This is a genomic window from Acinetobacter sp. YH12135 (assembly GCF_013418565.1).
GTDB lineage: Bacteria > Pseudomonadota > Gammaproteobacteria > Pseudomonadales > Moraxellaceae > Acinetobacter > Acinetobacter towneri.
Window position 1 is genome coordinate 1 of the sequence record NZ_VPBU01000001.1, and the last position, 15,245, is coordinate 15,245.

The 15,245-nt window shown below is 34.1% G+C and carries 10 protein-coding genes and 2 pseudogenes; 7 read left to right on the forward strand and 5 right to left on the reverse strand.

The window, feature by feature from the left end; all coding sequences use genetic code 11:
• Positions 1–124: 124 nt before the first annotated feature.
• Positions 125–250: pseudogene (locus FTU70_RS00005) on the forward strand (transposase domain-containing protein); the annotation flags it as partial.
• Between the two features lie 123 nt (positions 251–373).
• Here FTU70_RS00005 and FTU70_RS00010 read toward each other — a convergent pair.
• Both FTU70_RS00010 and FTU70_RS00015 read right to left on the reverse strand, forming a co-directional pair.
• Positions 374–1,819: a hypothetical protein gene (locus FTU70_RS00010; RefSeq protein ID WP_131261649.1), complete on the reverse strand. Its 1,446-nt coding sequence runs from the start codon at positions 1,817–1,819 to the stop codon at positions 374–376.
• A 309-nt stretch (positions 1,820–2,128) separates the two neighbouring features.
• A pseudogene (locus FTU70_RS00015) lies at positions 2,129–2,266 on the reverse strand (IS1595 family transposase); the annotation flags it as partial.
• 738 nt (positions 2,267–3,004) lie between these two features.
• Here FTU70_RS00015 and FTU70_RS00020 point away from each other — a divergent pair.
• The 6 genes from FTU70_RS00020 (at position 3,005) to FTU70_RS00045 (ending at position 7,657) form a co-directional block, all read left to right on the forward strand.
• The gene (locus FTU70_RS00020; RefSeq protein WP_179991537.1) at positions 3,005–3,211 is read left to right on the forward strand and encodes a helix-turn-helix domain-containing protein; all 207 of its coding nucleotides are present in this window, start codon (positions 3,005–3,007) and stop codon (positions 3,209–3,211) included.
• Positions 3,212–3,303: 92 nt separating this feature from the next.
• Positions 3,304–3,804: a toll/interleukin-1 receptor domain-containing protein gene (locus tag FTU70_RS00025; RefSeq protein ID WP_179991538.1), complete on the forward strand. Its 501-nt coding sequence runs from the start codon at positions 3,304–3,306 to the stop codon at positions 3,802–3,804.
• A 92-nt stretch (positions 3,805–3,896) separates the two neighbouring features.
• Positions 3,897–5,075, forward strand: a complete 1,179-nt coding sequence (locus tag FTU70_RS00030) for a toll/interleukin-1 receptor domain-containing protein (RefSeq protein ID WP_179991539.1) — start codon at positions 3,897–3,899, stop codon at positions 5,073–5,075.
• A 5-nt stretch (positions 5,076–5,080) separates the two neighbouring features.
• On the forward strand, positions 5,081–5,680 hold the full coding sequence (locus tag FTU70_RS00035; RefSeq protein WP_179991540.1) for a hypothetical protein: 600 nt from the start codon (positions 5,081–5,083) through the stop codon (positions 5,678–5,680).
• A 19-nt stretch (positions 5,681–5,699) separates the two neighbouring features.
• Entirely contained in the window at positions 5,700–6,482 is a 783-nt protein-coding gene (locus tag FTU70_RS00040; RefSeq protein WP_180059784.1) for a hypothetical protein, read from the forward strand.
• Positions 6,483–6,499: 17 nt separating this feature from the next.
• A complete protein-coding gene (locus tag FTU70_RS00045) occupies positions 6,500–7,657 on the forward strand; it encodes a toll/interleukin-1 receptor domain-containing protein (protein ID WP_179991763.1) in 1,158 nt (385 codons plus the stop codon).
• A 16-nt stretch (positions 7,658–7,673) separates the two neighbouring features.
• Here FTU70_RS00045 and FTU70_RS00050 read toward each other — a convergent pair whose 3' ends face one another.
• The 3 genes from FTU70_RS00050 to FTU70_RS00060 form a co-directional block, all read right to left on the reverse strand.
• Positions 7,674–8,171 (reverse strand): TIR domain-containing protein, encoded by a 498-nt coding sequence (locus tag FTU70_RS00050; protein WP_179991762.1) that lies wholly within the window; start codon positions 8,169–8,171, stop codon positions 7,674–7,676.
• Between the two features lie 14 nt (positions 8,172–8,185).
• The gene (locus FTU70_RS00055) at positions 8,186–8,434 is read right to left on the reverse strand and encodes a hypothetical protein (RefSeq protein ID WP_179991761.1); all 249 of its coding nucleotides are present in this window, start codon (positions 8,432–8,434) and stop codon (positions 8,186–8,188) included.
• 486 nt (positions 8,435–8,920) lie between these two features.
• Positions 8,921–15,244 (reverse strand): DEAD/DEAH box helicase, encoded by a 6,324-nt coding sequence (locus FTU70_RS00060; RefSeq protein ID WP_179994200.1) that lies wholly within the window; start codon positions 15,242–15,244, stop codon positions 8,921–8,923.
• Position 15,245 lies beyond the last annotated feature (1 nt).

Here is a 15,245-nt window from a genome sequence, read left to right on the forward strand (position 1 = left end):
TGTACACAGTGCACTGGGTTATGTATCACCTTTTGAGTTTGAAGCAATGTACTATGATAAGATTAACCCGTTAGGTCAGGTGGCCTAACTTAAATAAAAAAGTCTCCGACAAACCCGGTACGGTTCAGCAAAGCTGAATGGCTTGGATCCGTATGCCTATTTAAGTGATGTGCTGAAAAGGCTGCCGACGCATAAAGCGACCCAAATAGAAGAATTACTGCCACATCGCTGGAAATCCAACTCAAATTAAAAAATAGGCATGGGGTTCAGCGGACGCTTACGATACTTTTGTATGAAAAACAGCTCAAGCTATTACTGATGGCTTTTTTGTGACCCAAAAAAAATCCACCCGAAGGTGGATCTCTAGGAAGTTCTATTTGTTCGAATATATTTTCAATATTGCGCTTTGATAGAAATACATAGTCTTAATCACGTATTGGCTAAATGAGCCTTTAGCTTCATTTCCTACAGTGCTACCAACTTGTGCAGACTTTACCATTGGAAGAATAAGCAACAAACAGATTGTTCCTATCATAAAAATACGGCTCAACTTTGGACTGTTACTGAAGAAAATCAGTGAGATCAAAGACAAGATATTTAGGATCAGGAAGAAAATCGAGAATGATAGCGCCACCATAGGCATCACAATCGCTTTATAGGCTCTTTTGGCATCAATTTCTTGACCCATGAAGATACGTTCAGCCTTTGGCTCAACTTGCCCTAGTTCAGGAATAAAATGGCGATATGCATCATATGTTTTGAACAATTTATTCGGCATACTTTGAATGAACTCAGCTTTCATTTCAGGCTGGTTAGGCTTGAAAACGACATTCTGTTTTGTAGTGTTGAAGATGTGTGATTTAACCGCTGCGTTATTGAAGAACTGGTCTTGAGTCATTAATGGTGGAATATAAACACCTGGTCCAAAGTTTAGGATCTCTGTATTCCATTTTTCTTGAATCTTTTGGCGTTTAGTTTGAATGATGAAACGGTGACCCCCTTTCTTTTCTTCAGCAAGTACATCATTCATCGCACTTTTGTATTGGTTCGAATACGATTCATAAGTACCAAATATCGTGATGAGTTCTTGATTCATTGGATCAGAAACATACTGTTTGTATAGCTTTGGATCTTCGATCAAGCATTCAGTAAATTTCATGACCGCTTGTTTGTATCCATCTTCAGCAAATGGCTTCGATAATTGAATATATGGGAAGAATGCTTTATCAAGCGCCGTGGTCACACCAAAACTATTCGGCGTTTTCACACATTGAGAAGCAACAGAAAAATAATGGTCACGTAGAATACTTTCTTTACGAGCAACATGATCAGCATCCATTTCTGGATTAATTATAACGTGATGCCCTTCTAATTTAGCTTTGGCACGAACCTTAAATTCCCACCACTTTAACCCGGCATATTCCGTTGCTCTATAGTCATCATAGAACGGAACAATCGTACCACTGGCTTGACTGATCAAAAGCGCTTTGCCCTGTTGTTCTTCACTGGAACTATCAACAATCCAATCAATGACTTGATTCTGAACAAAGAACGAAACCCCAATACAAACCAAGCCCAGTGCAATAAATGCCAAAACGAATTGCCATAGTTTGGTGAATAGTGGCAAAGCGAATTTTAATAGGATTAAACAGAGTCCAATGCCAGTGAAGGTCTTGCCCATTTGCTCGATTTGTTGAATTTCGAGCTTTGATGTCATCGTAGACATTTGATCAAAGATGAGGAGGTTAAAAAACACTTCCAAACATAGGTAGCCAATGGATAATGCAAAAAATAGAAAGATGCAGATTTTTTGCTGCATGGTCGCAGTCTTTAACAGATTTATCATGTGAAATAATTAGAAATTAGTTAAAAAGTAACCCAAATATTGTGTTGCAACTTTGCTTAAAATGTAAGCTAGTACTTTATTATACGAGCCTGTAAATAATTTTGTGTAATTGCTTTTCATAAATTAAAGGTGATCACTTAGGCGGTCACCAAATTCAATAATAAAGCGGCTCATAGCTAAACGCCAGTCGCGAATAGGCATATTCCACTTTTGAGCTTGTCATATCGAGTAGCTATTCCTCTAAATTGCTTTGGCTCTAGACTAGCAGATTTACACTTAATTTTACCTAATGAGGCTCCACAACTCTGTTGCTAACTCATTAGGCTCCCTCATCCAACGCCATTCAGTTTCTTTAAGATGATAATCAAAGTACTCTTTTGATATACCGTTGAACTTTGCTAGCCTTCTTTTACAAAAGCTCCCGCTAGCCAATGATTCACTATTCTTATATAGGTTGAGTGAGTCATCTAGCTATATCAATCCCTATATGTCCTTGAAGGAGACAAGACAAGCATATTGGCGGAGAATTGATGACTCAGCAGGATTTAGAAATCCACCAGAACGAAATATTTTTGGAGCGATTTTTGTCCTCACAAAAAAGATGCGCACTTTAAGTACTCCCAGAAATCGATTGACAACATGATTTTGGAAAAGAGAATTCGCTTAAGATGTAAAAAATATAAGTTTGAACATCTTGAAGGTAATTGGAGTGGCTGTCCTAAATGCGGTGAAAATAGTGCGGTTCCTCAATATTTAGTTTTAGCACCCATTTTTTACCAAGTAAATTTCAATAACTAAAGATTACTACTGTAATCTTTAGTTCATATATTGATTGAGAAAACCAACTCAATTCAAGTTGCTTTTTATGCCAGTCTACAATCCCATAAAGAAGAGAACTTAATAGCCTCTTCTGAGTTTGAAGCAATGTACTATGATAAGATTAACCTATTAGGTCAGGTGGCCTAACTTAAATAAAAAGTCTCCGACAATCCCGGTACGGTTCATTTGTTTTCTAGCAATATTTTTACGAAGTACTTCTCAAGTGGTAGATAAAAATCAAACATATGAATTTTCATTAAAAAATAAAAGAGGATTATAGTCCGTGGATAAGTAGTCCTCAAATAGCAATAGTTTTGACATTTGAACAAATGAAATCAAATGTCAGATTTATCTATAGCAGTTGGTCAGTTAATACGCAATGCTAGGCTAAAGAAAGAAATCAGTCAGGAAAAATTAGCTTTAATCTGTGATATAGACCGTAGCTATTTAGGGCGAATTGAACGAGGTGAAGTAAATATCACCATAGAAAAGCTATATGAACTTTCTAGTGCTTTAGAAATGGATGCTAAGGATTTACTGCCCTAATTTAGCGTCCAATTAAGTCACATAATACTTTCATATTATTGATTTTTTAATATTTTCCTTTATTGTAATCAATTTTACTGTAAAGGAACTATATGGCTATTTCTCTAGACACACTAACCAATCACTCTACACGTTTTAGTACGAGCGCAAACAGCTACAATTTTAATCAGAGGTCTAAAAAGGCTTTTTTATGCCATAGCCATAGTGATGCTCAATATGTCAAAGGTTTTATTCAGTTATTAAAAGAAGAAAATATTGATGTGTATGTAGATTGGCAAGATAGTTCTATGCCTGAAAATACCAATCGAGATACAGCTGTTAAAATTCAACAAAAAATTCAAGAAGCAGATTATTTCTTTTTCCTCGCAACACCAAACTCTGTTAAATCAAGATGGTGCCCTTGGGAAATTGGATATGCAGATGGAGTCAAAAAATATGAATCTATTTTCATAATTCCAACACAAGACCGAAATGGTTATTACTATGGGAATGAATATCTTCAGCTATATCAGAAAATTGATAAATCGCAACAAGGTCCTCTAGCATTTTGGAAACCAAACAATGAAAATGGTAGATACATGTCATCACTATAACAATATAGTAATTCTTTAGGGAGCAAAAAATGGCATGTAGAACATTATCTCCATGGATCAAAAAATGCTGCGAATCAAATAGGTAAATAATTGTGTCTGAAAATTACTATCAAATTATATTACTTGGTAAAGTTGATGAACGACTTGTAAGTATCCAAAAGAGTCTTACTAATAGATTTAATGATCTAAAAATTAATCCAAATTTTATCAAATTTATTCATAGTGAGAATTATTCATCTAAAGACCCTAAATATCCCACTATTGCGATTTATTTTGGTGGTGACAAATCTAATACCCTACACTTATCAAATCTAATTGATGAATCAGTAGTCATCATTCCTGTAGTCAAAAGTAATGAACTTGTTCCTACAGAACTACCGGATGAAATCAGTCATATTAATGCATTACCAATTAATGAAACAAATAATAATACAGAACGACTAGTTTCTATTATCTTCGAAAATTTTAGATTTTTAAGAAAGGAGCGAAAAGTTTTCATTAGTTATAGACGTATAGACGCACAGGGTGCTGCAGATAAATTGTATGACCTTTTAGATGCAAATGGTTTTGACGTTTTTCTAGATACTCGATCAGTACCACCTGCACAGAATTTTCAAGATCAATTGTGGCATCGTATGACTGACTCAGATGCTGTAATTTTATTAGATACCCCAAGTTTTAGAACAAGTAGATGGACCAAAGAAGAGTTGATGTTCGCTAACGAAAATAATATTCATATTTTGCACATTCTATGGCCTCAGCAAAAGGAAGAAGGCATTGCTTCTTTTAATGAGTTTATTAAGTTAGCCCCTAAAGACTTCAAAATGAAGGGCCTTAGTAGAAGTGGCATTCCATATACAGGGAAAAATATTACAAAAAAAACTCTTAAAAATATTGTAATAAAAACCGAACAACTCAGAGCAAGAGCAATCTCTCTTAGATATAAATATCTCGTTGATAACTTTTGTGATGCTGCAAGAGATGCAGGATACAATCCAAGTGTACAGATAGATCAATGGATTTCTATAGCTAATTGGAAGGAAAATGGATTAGCTGTAATACCAGCCATAGGTGTCCCTACAGCAGATAGGATCAATGACATTTATAACGCTGTATCAAACTCGAAATTCAAAAAAAGTGAGAAATGGATTATTTATGATAACCGGGGAATTTTGAAGCAATGGTTAGAACACTTAGATTGGTTGGATAACCATCTCCCCATTAAAGCAGTAAATATGACTAAAGCATCTTCATTATTAGAAACTAAGTGATAAAAATGTTAAATATTTTCCTATCAGCAAGTATTCCTCTCTCTGATCGAAAAAAATGCTTCTACGAGACGGCTGATGTCCTTGCTATTAAAGAAGCGATTCGATCACTCGTAGAAGTAGTTATACCTAATGGTCGTATTGTTTGTGGAGGACATCCAGCTATTACTCCATTATTAGCTATGGCTACCAAAAATAGTAAAAAAAACATAAAATTTATTTCTATCTATCAATCTAATATTTTTAAGCCAGATTTTCCTGAAAGTGTCTATGATTTTATTGATTTAACCCTAATAGATGGTAATCCCGAAGAGCGTGAAGAAAGCCTTAAAATAATGAGACAAGCCATGATACAAAGTCAAAAATTTGATGCAATAGTATTAATTGGTGGAATGGAAGGTGTGATAGATGAATTAGAAATGTTTTTAGAATTTCATCCTAATGCTCAAGTAATTCCTTTAGCATCTACAGGTGCAGCTTCTAGAATAGTGTATGAAAATGAACAAAAGAAACTTGAGCCTAGATTTGAGTTAGATCAAAGATTTGAAAATGACTATACATATTCTAGTCTCTTCCGAAGATTATTTCGTAACCATCTTAAAAATTAACATAAAGTAGTAATGAATTATGTATATAAGTGTTCAAGTTGAAGATTTTGATTTTTCAATTTTCCCAGAAGTTAGTCGTCAAGAAGTAAGGAAATACAAAGAGAAAAATGAAAATAAACTAATCAAAATTCAAGATTACTTACTTGATAGAAAAAATACGCTAAGTGTGGATAAAATCTCTGAAAATCTGTTTTTAGATATCAAACCAGATATATTTTTATCACACTCACATGCTGATGAGGATGATGTTATACGATTGGCAATTTTAATAGAAAAAGAACTAAATTTAAGTGTATTTATCGACTCTTGTGTTTGGGGGGATGCATTCAAACTGCTAAGAAAAATTGATGAGAAATATTGTCTTAATGGTGATACATTTGATTATCATATACGAAATCATACAACTTCTAATGTTTTTATGATCCTTAACTCAGCTTTACACAAAATAATTGATAACTGTGAAGCTTTTGTTTTTTTAGGTACAGATAAGTCAATTCCAATAACTGATACGTTCGAAGATAAAAAATATCTTTCATCGCCTTGGATTTACTCAGAACTTCAATTTGCAAAATTAGTTCGTAGAACTAAACCAAGACAAATAGCACTTGAAAGTAGAGATATAAAGCTAGAAGAATCAGCAGCTTTTGATAGTGCTATAGATTTTGCTTATTCAATTCCAACGACAGATGCTACTTTAAGTAATCAGAAATTGAAAAGATGGATTGAAACCTCAAAAAATCTTCATACACCTCATATCCTTTCTTCTTTAGATGCATTATATAAAGCCATTTCATATCACTAATATTAGGAAATGAGGTTATGGCTGGTACTACTAAAAGAAAGTATATATCTGAAAATATAAGGATATATAAACAAATTACAAATCAATTACATTTGATTAAGCAGATATTACCTGAAGTTTACGATAGAAATATTTTGTTTTCTTTTTATTTTAAATTTTTTCCTAGCACTATAAAAGAATTAGACCAAAGATATGATTATTATAAATCTAAAGATATATTTTTAAAATCTGTTGGTAAAAAGATAAGATATGAGCCATTAAGTGCTAGGGATTTTTTCTTTAGCTCACAAAAAGTTAAGCATATGCTCTCAAATGGATATAGGAGTAAACATAAATTAGAATATAATGAAGAATTGAAAATTAAGGCTCTAACTCAGTTAGAAAAGAAATTAAATAATTTTTTAAATAAAGATTTGGTTATCATAAATAATACTGAGTATATTCAAGATATTGAACCAATATATATAGATATTTTTATAAAAATCTATCATAGATCAAATCATATAGAAAAAATACTAATATTTAATGAGCTTAAAAAGTTTAATAATAGTAAAACAATAACATTTTTTTATAAACTTAATGACTCCGAACGCAATAATCAAATTAGGAATATGGCTTTTCAACATCTACAAAGCCTAGGTAAGTATGTCAAATTGAGAAAAAATTTTAAAGGAAAAAAAAAGACATATCATATCGATAGTACTTTACCGAATTATAGCCCAGAAGAACTTGTAAAATTTCTTAATTCAGACTCAATAGAATCTAAGAAAAAGTATGATATTTTTATTTCACATAGTTATTTGGATAAAGATCTAGTTAAAATTATCAAGAATGCCTTAAATATTCAAAATTTATCATGCTATTATGATTGGACATCAGATCAATATTTTCTAAAAAGAAATTTAATAAGTGATTATACAAAAGAAGTTCTAAAAAAAAGAATTCAGCAATCTGAACTATTTCTTTTACTACTAACTGATAATGTAATCGTAAATGGTGAAATAACTTCTGAATGGATTAACATGGAAATTGAACATGCTAAATCCGTAGGAAAAAAAATATGTTGTCTAAATTTTACTAATTTAGGACATCAGTTTATTAATATTGAGTTTCAATATGAAGGGAACTCCATTTCTATTTCTAAAAATGGAGTTCAATTACTAACGAACTTGTAATCTTTTGTTCAAGTTCTTAATTTTCTTTCCTTATTTTAATAGCTTCTTCAATCCAACTATCAATATTATCTTCAATATACTCATAAACAAATTTACTAGTTGAGTATGGTGGGTCATAAGCTTTAGCAATTTCAGATAGTTTTTTTCCAGTAGGTCCATGTTTTATGTACTCTAAAGGATTTCGTCCTTTATCTGATTGTTCACCTTGTGAATTTTTTAGGTTATGAATGTAAATTACTACAACACCCTTTCCTTTATCCCAAGACTCAACAATCTCATGATTAATCCATTTTCTATTAGCTGTATCCTTACCAGCGAGAATAACTGTGCAAGCTCTCCCCACCATTTGATCAGATATCCATTTTTTAATTTGCGTATCACCCCCCCCCACGACTGTTTCCCAATCATTATCTTTGGCTGGTTGATTGCCCTCAATTACGCCAATATTCCGTACTTGAGATACTCTCCAATTATCAGGTTGATAATGAAAACTAAAAAATACTTTTCTAGCCATAAATTTTCTCCAATTTAAATTAACTTAATTACATCATGAATTTTTGATAACAACTTATTTGGTTCGTCTACTTCTTCATTTAGTTTTTCAAAAGCTTCTCGAAATTTTGGTGTGGAATTTGGGTAATATTGATCGAAGTCAGAAGTTATTTGATTAAATAATTCTTTTGCCTTATATCCACTCGCACCAATTGGTATTAGCTTTAACCCTAATTCATGAACCGCTCTTTCTCTGATTTCAGGGGTATATTTTACTTTTTTCATCGGGACATTCTCTCAGAAAGCTTGGTCTCCGACAAACCCGGTACGGTTCAATGAGTTAGAAAAAGTGGGGCTCAGCGGACGCTTACTGTTGAATTGCTCATTAACTGAGTCATTTGCTCCATATGCGCCGTATTGCTATCTAGGACGGCGTTATCAAGTGCTGTATCAAACTCACCTAGCATTTCTTGTACACGAGGATTATTCTGAATCTGTGTCATCATACGAGTGTTCTCAGACACCTTACTCACGTAGCATCTGGAACAATACAGTGTGAGTTCACTTAGATACTAAGGTATTTATCGCCACAGCCAACAATCTAAGAAATAAACTTATAACAACGATGGTAAATTTTTCCTAACTCTTTAAAGATTTCCAAGGCTTCATGAGCTTCCTTTACTAATGCTGAAACTTCCTTTTCAGCATTAGTAAAAAGTACAGGCTTATGAATACTCTTAGCAATCTATAATGACTCTATTTATGTGCACTTTAAGATTTAGTTATATATAAATCAGTCTTGAAATTCTCCTCACTTCTTACACATAGATTCGTCTCTTGTCGTTTTACCCACAACAATTGTTTTTGGAAACTTCCATTAAATGGAAAATCCCTGTCTTCTTTCACTTTTGGCCACTCAATGTATTTTATCTGCCAGAATCCAACTCCTTGATCTAATCGAAGCTCAATTTTCTTCCCAGATTTCAATCTAAAAAGTAAAAATCTCGCATGATCAATTTTTGAGTCGGGTATCTGCAAATTCAGCTTCTGAGATAACTGATCTTCAAAATAATTTATAAAGAAATTATCAAATACTTCACGCTTGCTAAAATCTGAATATAATTTTTCATCTTGTATTTGTTTGTTTCTAAAACAAGTTGTTATCGTTAATCGAGGGCGAATACCTAATAATTTCTTTATTCCTTTTAACAAACTGGTTATCAGAATAATATTTGCTGGAGATTGCAAATATCGATCTGAATATTCTATTTCTATAACCTCATCATTCACCAAATCGTGTAGCTTAGATATTGGTAAAACTTTAGCCCAAAATTTTTCAGCAAAATCATTTACTGATTCACCATCAAAATCTTTACCAACTTTGATTTGTTGAAACTCATTTTCATAAGATTCAATAGCTTTAAAATCAAAACTAAATTTTTGTAATTGCAACTCTGGGGAAGTAATTGATTTATAGCTTGGGCTTTGACCCTCCAACCAGAACTCATTAAAACAACTTACTTCTGTCGACTGATTGTATAAGGTGATTACTTTCTCCTGACTTACAATCTGAGCATACAAATATTCAGGGGTAATATTGCTATTCACCGTAAATGAAATACCGATTTTTTCCAATGCCAACATTTCTTGCTGTATTTGTGGTGTCAAACTCATATCTAATGAGACCACCCCCACTAGCTTTATATTACTATTCAAAAATTTAAATAGTTTTTTTCTGATTGCAGTACACAAAACATCCCAATCTTCACTATTACCGGTGAGATTGAATGTGATTTGTGTCGCACCATGATTTACATATTGCTCAATGATCGAAAATGGAGTACCCGCGATAAAATCTGTATTAGCAATTGGAGAATCTAAGTAAGTTAAAAACTCATCTCCTAACCATGCCAATGCCAAAGTACGATCTAAGTTTTCAATGTCATGTCTTGTTTGAGTATCAAGCAAGCATTTGCCACAGACTGAATCACAACTATCGTCTATACAATTTAGTTTTTCCGCAACTAATGATCTTAAAACTTCAGCAATATAATGAGCAGCAGTAGTCGAAAAACCCGCTCCACCGCTTAGGTCATCAAAAATTTGTAAAACTAAAACTGCTTGATCATCAATTTTCTTCACTTTTACTGCATAACCCAACTCATCAGTAGCAATACCCAATTTAGTTGCTATTGCCTGACGTAAAGCTACAACTAATGTTGTTGCAATAATTCGACCATCTTCATTGTTTAAAATATATTCATTACGGGTCGGATGTTTTAAAACAATTTCCAATACATCGGTTTTAATTTGGCAGCCTAAATGAATATTAGCTTTAACGACGCTTGAACCACCGCAATCTGGTCGTTTAAATTTATCACCATCTTTTAGAGCTTTAAGTGCCTTATGTGGACGATCTGGAGTTAAAGTACTTGGAAACTTCGCTTCACCGTCATAACTTTCTTCCATTGAATCCGCTCGACCACATTGCATACAAATAGCAAATCCTGTGCCGTTCAATCCTGAACTATATTGAAATACATGTCCATCAGGGTCTAGGTTAAAATATCCTAAATTAGCATGTGGCAATGGCCAACTTTGAGCTGTTTCTGAAAGCCCTACCCAAGGTTTCTGGACAGGGATATATTTTTGCGTCGTGACATCATTATTGGGTTTATCATAATAATCAACACTAAATCCGTTTGGACGTAATACTTTTTTAACATCTTTTATAATTTCGCCACATTTAGCATTTGTACATATCAACTGTTCTTCATTCAGCAAAACACCTGATGTCAACCCTGTTTGACCACAGTGATGGCACATCCAAGCATAATCAAATTTCTGGGATTTCTTATCGTGTTCATTATGAGTATTCTGCCATGCAAGTGATATGCCTCTCGATATATAGACACGACCATCAACGATAACTTCTGCACCTGGTGCATATTCACGAATCGCAATCGCAATATTACGGCTTGGTAAGCCTTTTACACGCGATAAATTATCTTCACGATCAAGACAACTTTCCAAATCCTTTGTTTTTCGGTTCTTTGAAAGTTTATCCCAACGATCTTTCTCTAGCTTAGTAATATTATTAAAGGTAATCACATCCGTTGGGAAACCATAACTTGGTAAAAAGTTACGCATTGCTAACTCAGATAATAAATATGTTTGTGTCAAACGGTATTTTTCATGTGTCAGGCGATGTAGATAGCTACTATTAGGATTCGTAGCCAGTTCTTGTTGATACTCTCTTTCAACGATGACATATTCTTCCAACCATTCTATCTTAAGTTCTCGGATTTTTGTCACACAAGCATCTATGATTTCTGCATGATCAATATCTTTTAATGCTGTGCCTTTTTTCAAAAATTTTAATACTTGTTGATAATCTTTTACTGCTTTGCCTACCAACCATTTTTCAAAGGTGTCACAAATTGAATCAGATTGATCATCCTGTTTAAGATAAAACCATTTTAAATCTAGTTTAGGTCGATCAATATCTGTATCCCCAATTTCTTTGATTAAAAAGATGGCTAGTAACTGTGCATTGATATGTCTCTGAATCAACCGTTGTGAATTAAAGCTCACATGAGGTGCCTGAATTGCTGTGTTATAAGCCCATAATGGTTGCTTAAACACTTGCTGATCGTGTGGATTATTTTTACAAATAGTATAAGAAATAGCACGTGATTGACTACCACGTCCTGCTCGCCCTGTACGTTGTAAATAATTGGCAGGATGTGGAGGAACATTGTTCATAACCACTGTTGATATCCCTCCAATATCAACCCCCATTTCCATGGTCGTCGAACAATTTAAGACATTAACCTTACCTGCCTTAAAGTAAGTTTCGTACTGCTTGAGTAAATTTGCCGACTGCTGCGCAGAATGCTCCGCTGTACGATAGAAGAATCCTCCCAATACTGCACTATCCGACAAGTCTGTCCATAAATTTAATGACCTTAGCTTTTGCACTGCTGAATCTTGATGAAGTTCTGTTAAATCTGCAGTATTAATATTCCAAAGCTTTGGAAAAGCCATTTCTTCGGTTTTATATTTATCAGTATTTTGTGGCAAACTTATCGGTAAATACGGAGTAAATCCTTTAAAAGTAGTGTCTATTAAACGATGCGTAATTGGGCATAAAAAGACTTTATCCAGTAAACTAAAGGTTAGTTTTTCCTTTCTAAGATGATATTTTGAATTTCCATCTTTTACTAGAAATTCATCTTTTAATACTTGCCATGCTTTTTTTAACCAATCATCGGCTATATTTCGATGTGCTTGCAAGCTTAGATCTAATTTTGCACCTAACACTAAAAGTTTGACTAGACGGTGATTTTTAGACACTGATGCCATTGGCCATGCCAAAATACTATTATTTTTCGAACCATCATCTCGCTGTTTAAACTTGTCTCGATCTTCATGAGTTACAACATGCTTAGGGCGTACAGGCCCTCCCATCCATTGTTTCCATTCTTCAGCAAGATCTATCACTGTATTTTCACGAATATAGTAATCTAAAACAACTTTAATAAAATCCTGCCAATCTTGAATACTTAATTTTTGCTCTTTCCAATAGTTAGGTAGATCACTTAAGTCTTTTAATCCTTGGTAATTAACTTTTACTAACCCCAAAGTTTCTAAGCTATTAGCATTTTTAGGTCGACGTGAAAACTCACGTGTTAGTAGCATTTGTGCAAGCTTAAGCGGTCCTGCATCGTCAAAAACCTCACCCGCAATATGACGATTGGCGAGCAAAATACCTGTTCTAAAATCAAAGTCTTTGGCGATTAGCTTACACAGTTCGTCCCAAGTCATTTCAGGAATTTCCAATGCATTATTGCTAACAGCGAAACCTTCTAATTGCTCCTTACAAATGTTAATTAATTTTATGTCACCATCTTTTTCCGCTTGAATTAATAATTGACGGAATGTTGCCTCAGCAGGATTTACTGTTTGTTGTGGCGCTTTTTTCGTATGTTCAATTAGTATCTTAACCACCGCACCACGTAAGCGCGAACGTTCTGCTTCTTGTTGCATTTTTACGGATAAACGTGCAGTACCTTGACGACTATCTGTAAAGGTAATTAAGCGCTTACCCTTCGCTGGCATGTCCCATGGTGTGCAGTCTTTGAGCTCTTTGAATTCACCTTCGATAAATTCCGGATCACTAAAATTTTTGCTTGCTTCATCAATGTCATCCTGATCAATATCTGTACAATATTTTAAAAGATGTGGAACAGTCTGTGTAATATAGTAAGGTGCACCTAAAATCGCGCGTCTGAATGGCAAGTCATATTTTGTTCCTTTCGAACCACATTCAGGATTGCTACATTCAACTAAATCACCGCTATTATGAGGCTCAAAATAATGCACATTTAACACATTTTTAGAAATCTGCCCAAGTTTTAAATTATCTAAGTTCAGTTGATCTCGACGATAGTTTTTCTCTTTATTTTCATCCGTAGAAAACACCACTAAACGATTCTTTATCGCATTTTTAAATTCACGCTCTTCTTGCTCTTCCGTTTCATTATCAATAAGTAATGCAAATTCATCTTCGACTTCAACAGTCCATTGTTTAAGAATATCTTCCCTACCCAATAAACCTAATAAATGTGGTTCCTTACAACTCTTACAGAACGTTAACTCCAATACAGGTGCTCCACACGCACAATTTTCTTGATGTGTTGCATAGACCTGGCCAAAGCTCCAATTTTTTAAATCGTCGTCTTTTTGATTACACTTGTCATTTATACAACTCCATAGACCATGAGTCACACGCTGATAATAATTGACACGAATCTTAAGAAAAGCTTGTTCTTCATCAGATGGTTTTGTATAGGTTACTAGATCTAACCATTCCAAAATTTCATGTTGAGAAAGTTGGAAACCCTTTTCTCGGGTAATTTTAAATAAATCCTCTAAGGTTAAAGCACGTTGCGAGCAAATACTTTCTCTTAAAACACATGCAATTGAATGCCCTGCTAATCGTTGATAACGCTCATAAGATATCTCTTGTTGAGCATCAATTGCTACTAACTCATCAAAAGATTGCTGATGATTTTCAACCACAGGTAATACAGGGACTTCGCGCTGACCACCAATAACCAAAATATTCTCTGTGCTTTGACCTGAGATTTCAGATAAAAATTGTTTAAGCTTTTCTTCTGCATCTGCACCTGCAATAGTTGCAGAGGTCGCTACAAAACGAACGTCTTTTGTTTCCACACCAAAAGCATGCAGAACCCGACGTAACTGCATCGCAAGTTCTGCAGCTTGTGAGCCCATATAACTATGTGCTTCATCTAATACAATCCAACGCAATTTTCCTTGAGATTTTTGCAAAATAGGTGCATCAATTTGGCGCACCATCATATATTCCAACATGGTGCCATTAGTCACCAAAATAGGAGACGGATTTAATCTCAGTTCTTCACGTGTGAGTACTTGGTTAGGATGTAGTTTTTGTTTTCCCGTTTCCTGTGATTTATGCTCTGGTGTATTGCCATTATACAAACAATACCGAATGGCATTAGATTGTGAAAAATGGCGAGTCCAAGCATCTAATCGTTCTTGTTGTGAGTTAATCAGTGCATTGAGTGGATATAAAAACAATGCATGCACACCAGTTAAGGATTGCCCTGCTTGAATAAATTCTTCATACAAGTCATTTAGAATGGGTACCATAAAACATTCCGTTTTACCTGAACCCGTTCCTGAAGTCACAACAATCGATTTTTTATCTTCTAACAAAGCATTCCAGCTCTGTAATTGATGTACATAAGGTTGATAGTTACGATTAAACCGATATGCGCCGTTTTCTTTATGATCTAAAGCATCAATCACATTTGCATGAAGTAATTCACCACCCAAATCTTCTAAAGTAGGCTGACCTTTCTTCCATGCAAACATCTGTTCAATTACAGGTGAAGATAAAAATGATTGATCTTCACCCACAGCTTGAGACATCTGCTGTTCTAGAACATTACGTAATTCAGGATGCGAGATACCCAATATACTCAGTGTAGCTTCTTTATTTTTTTGAATACTTTCTTGTGTTAAAGAACTAAAATATTTATACATT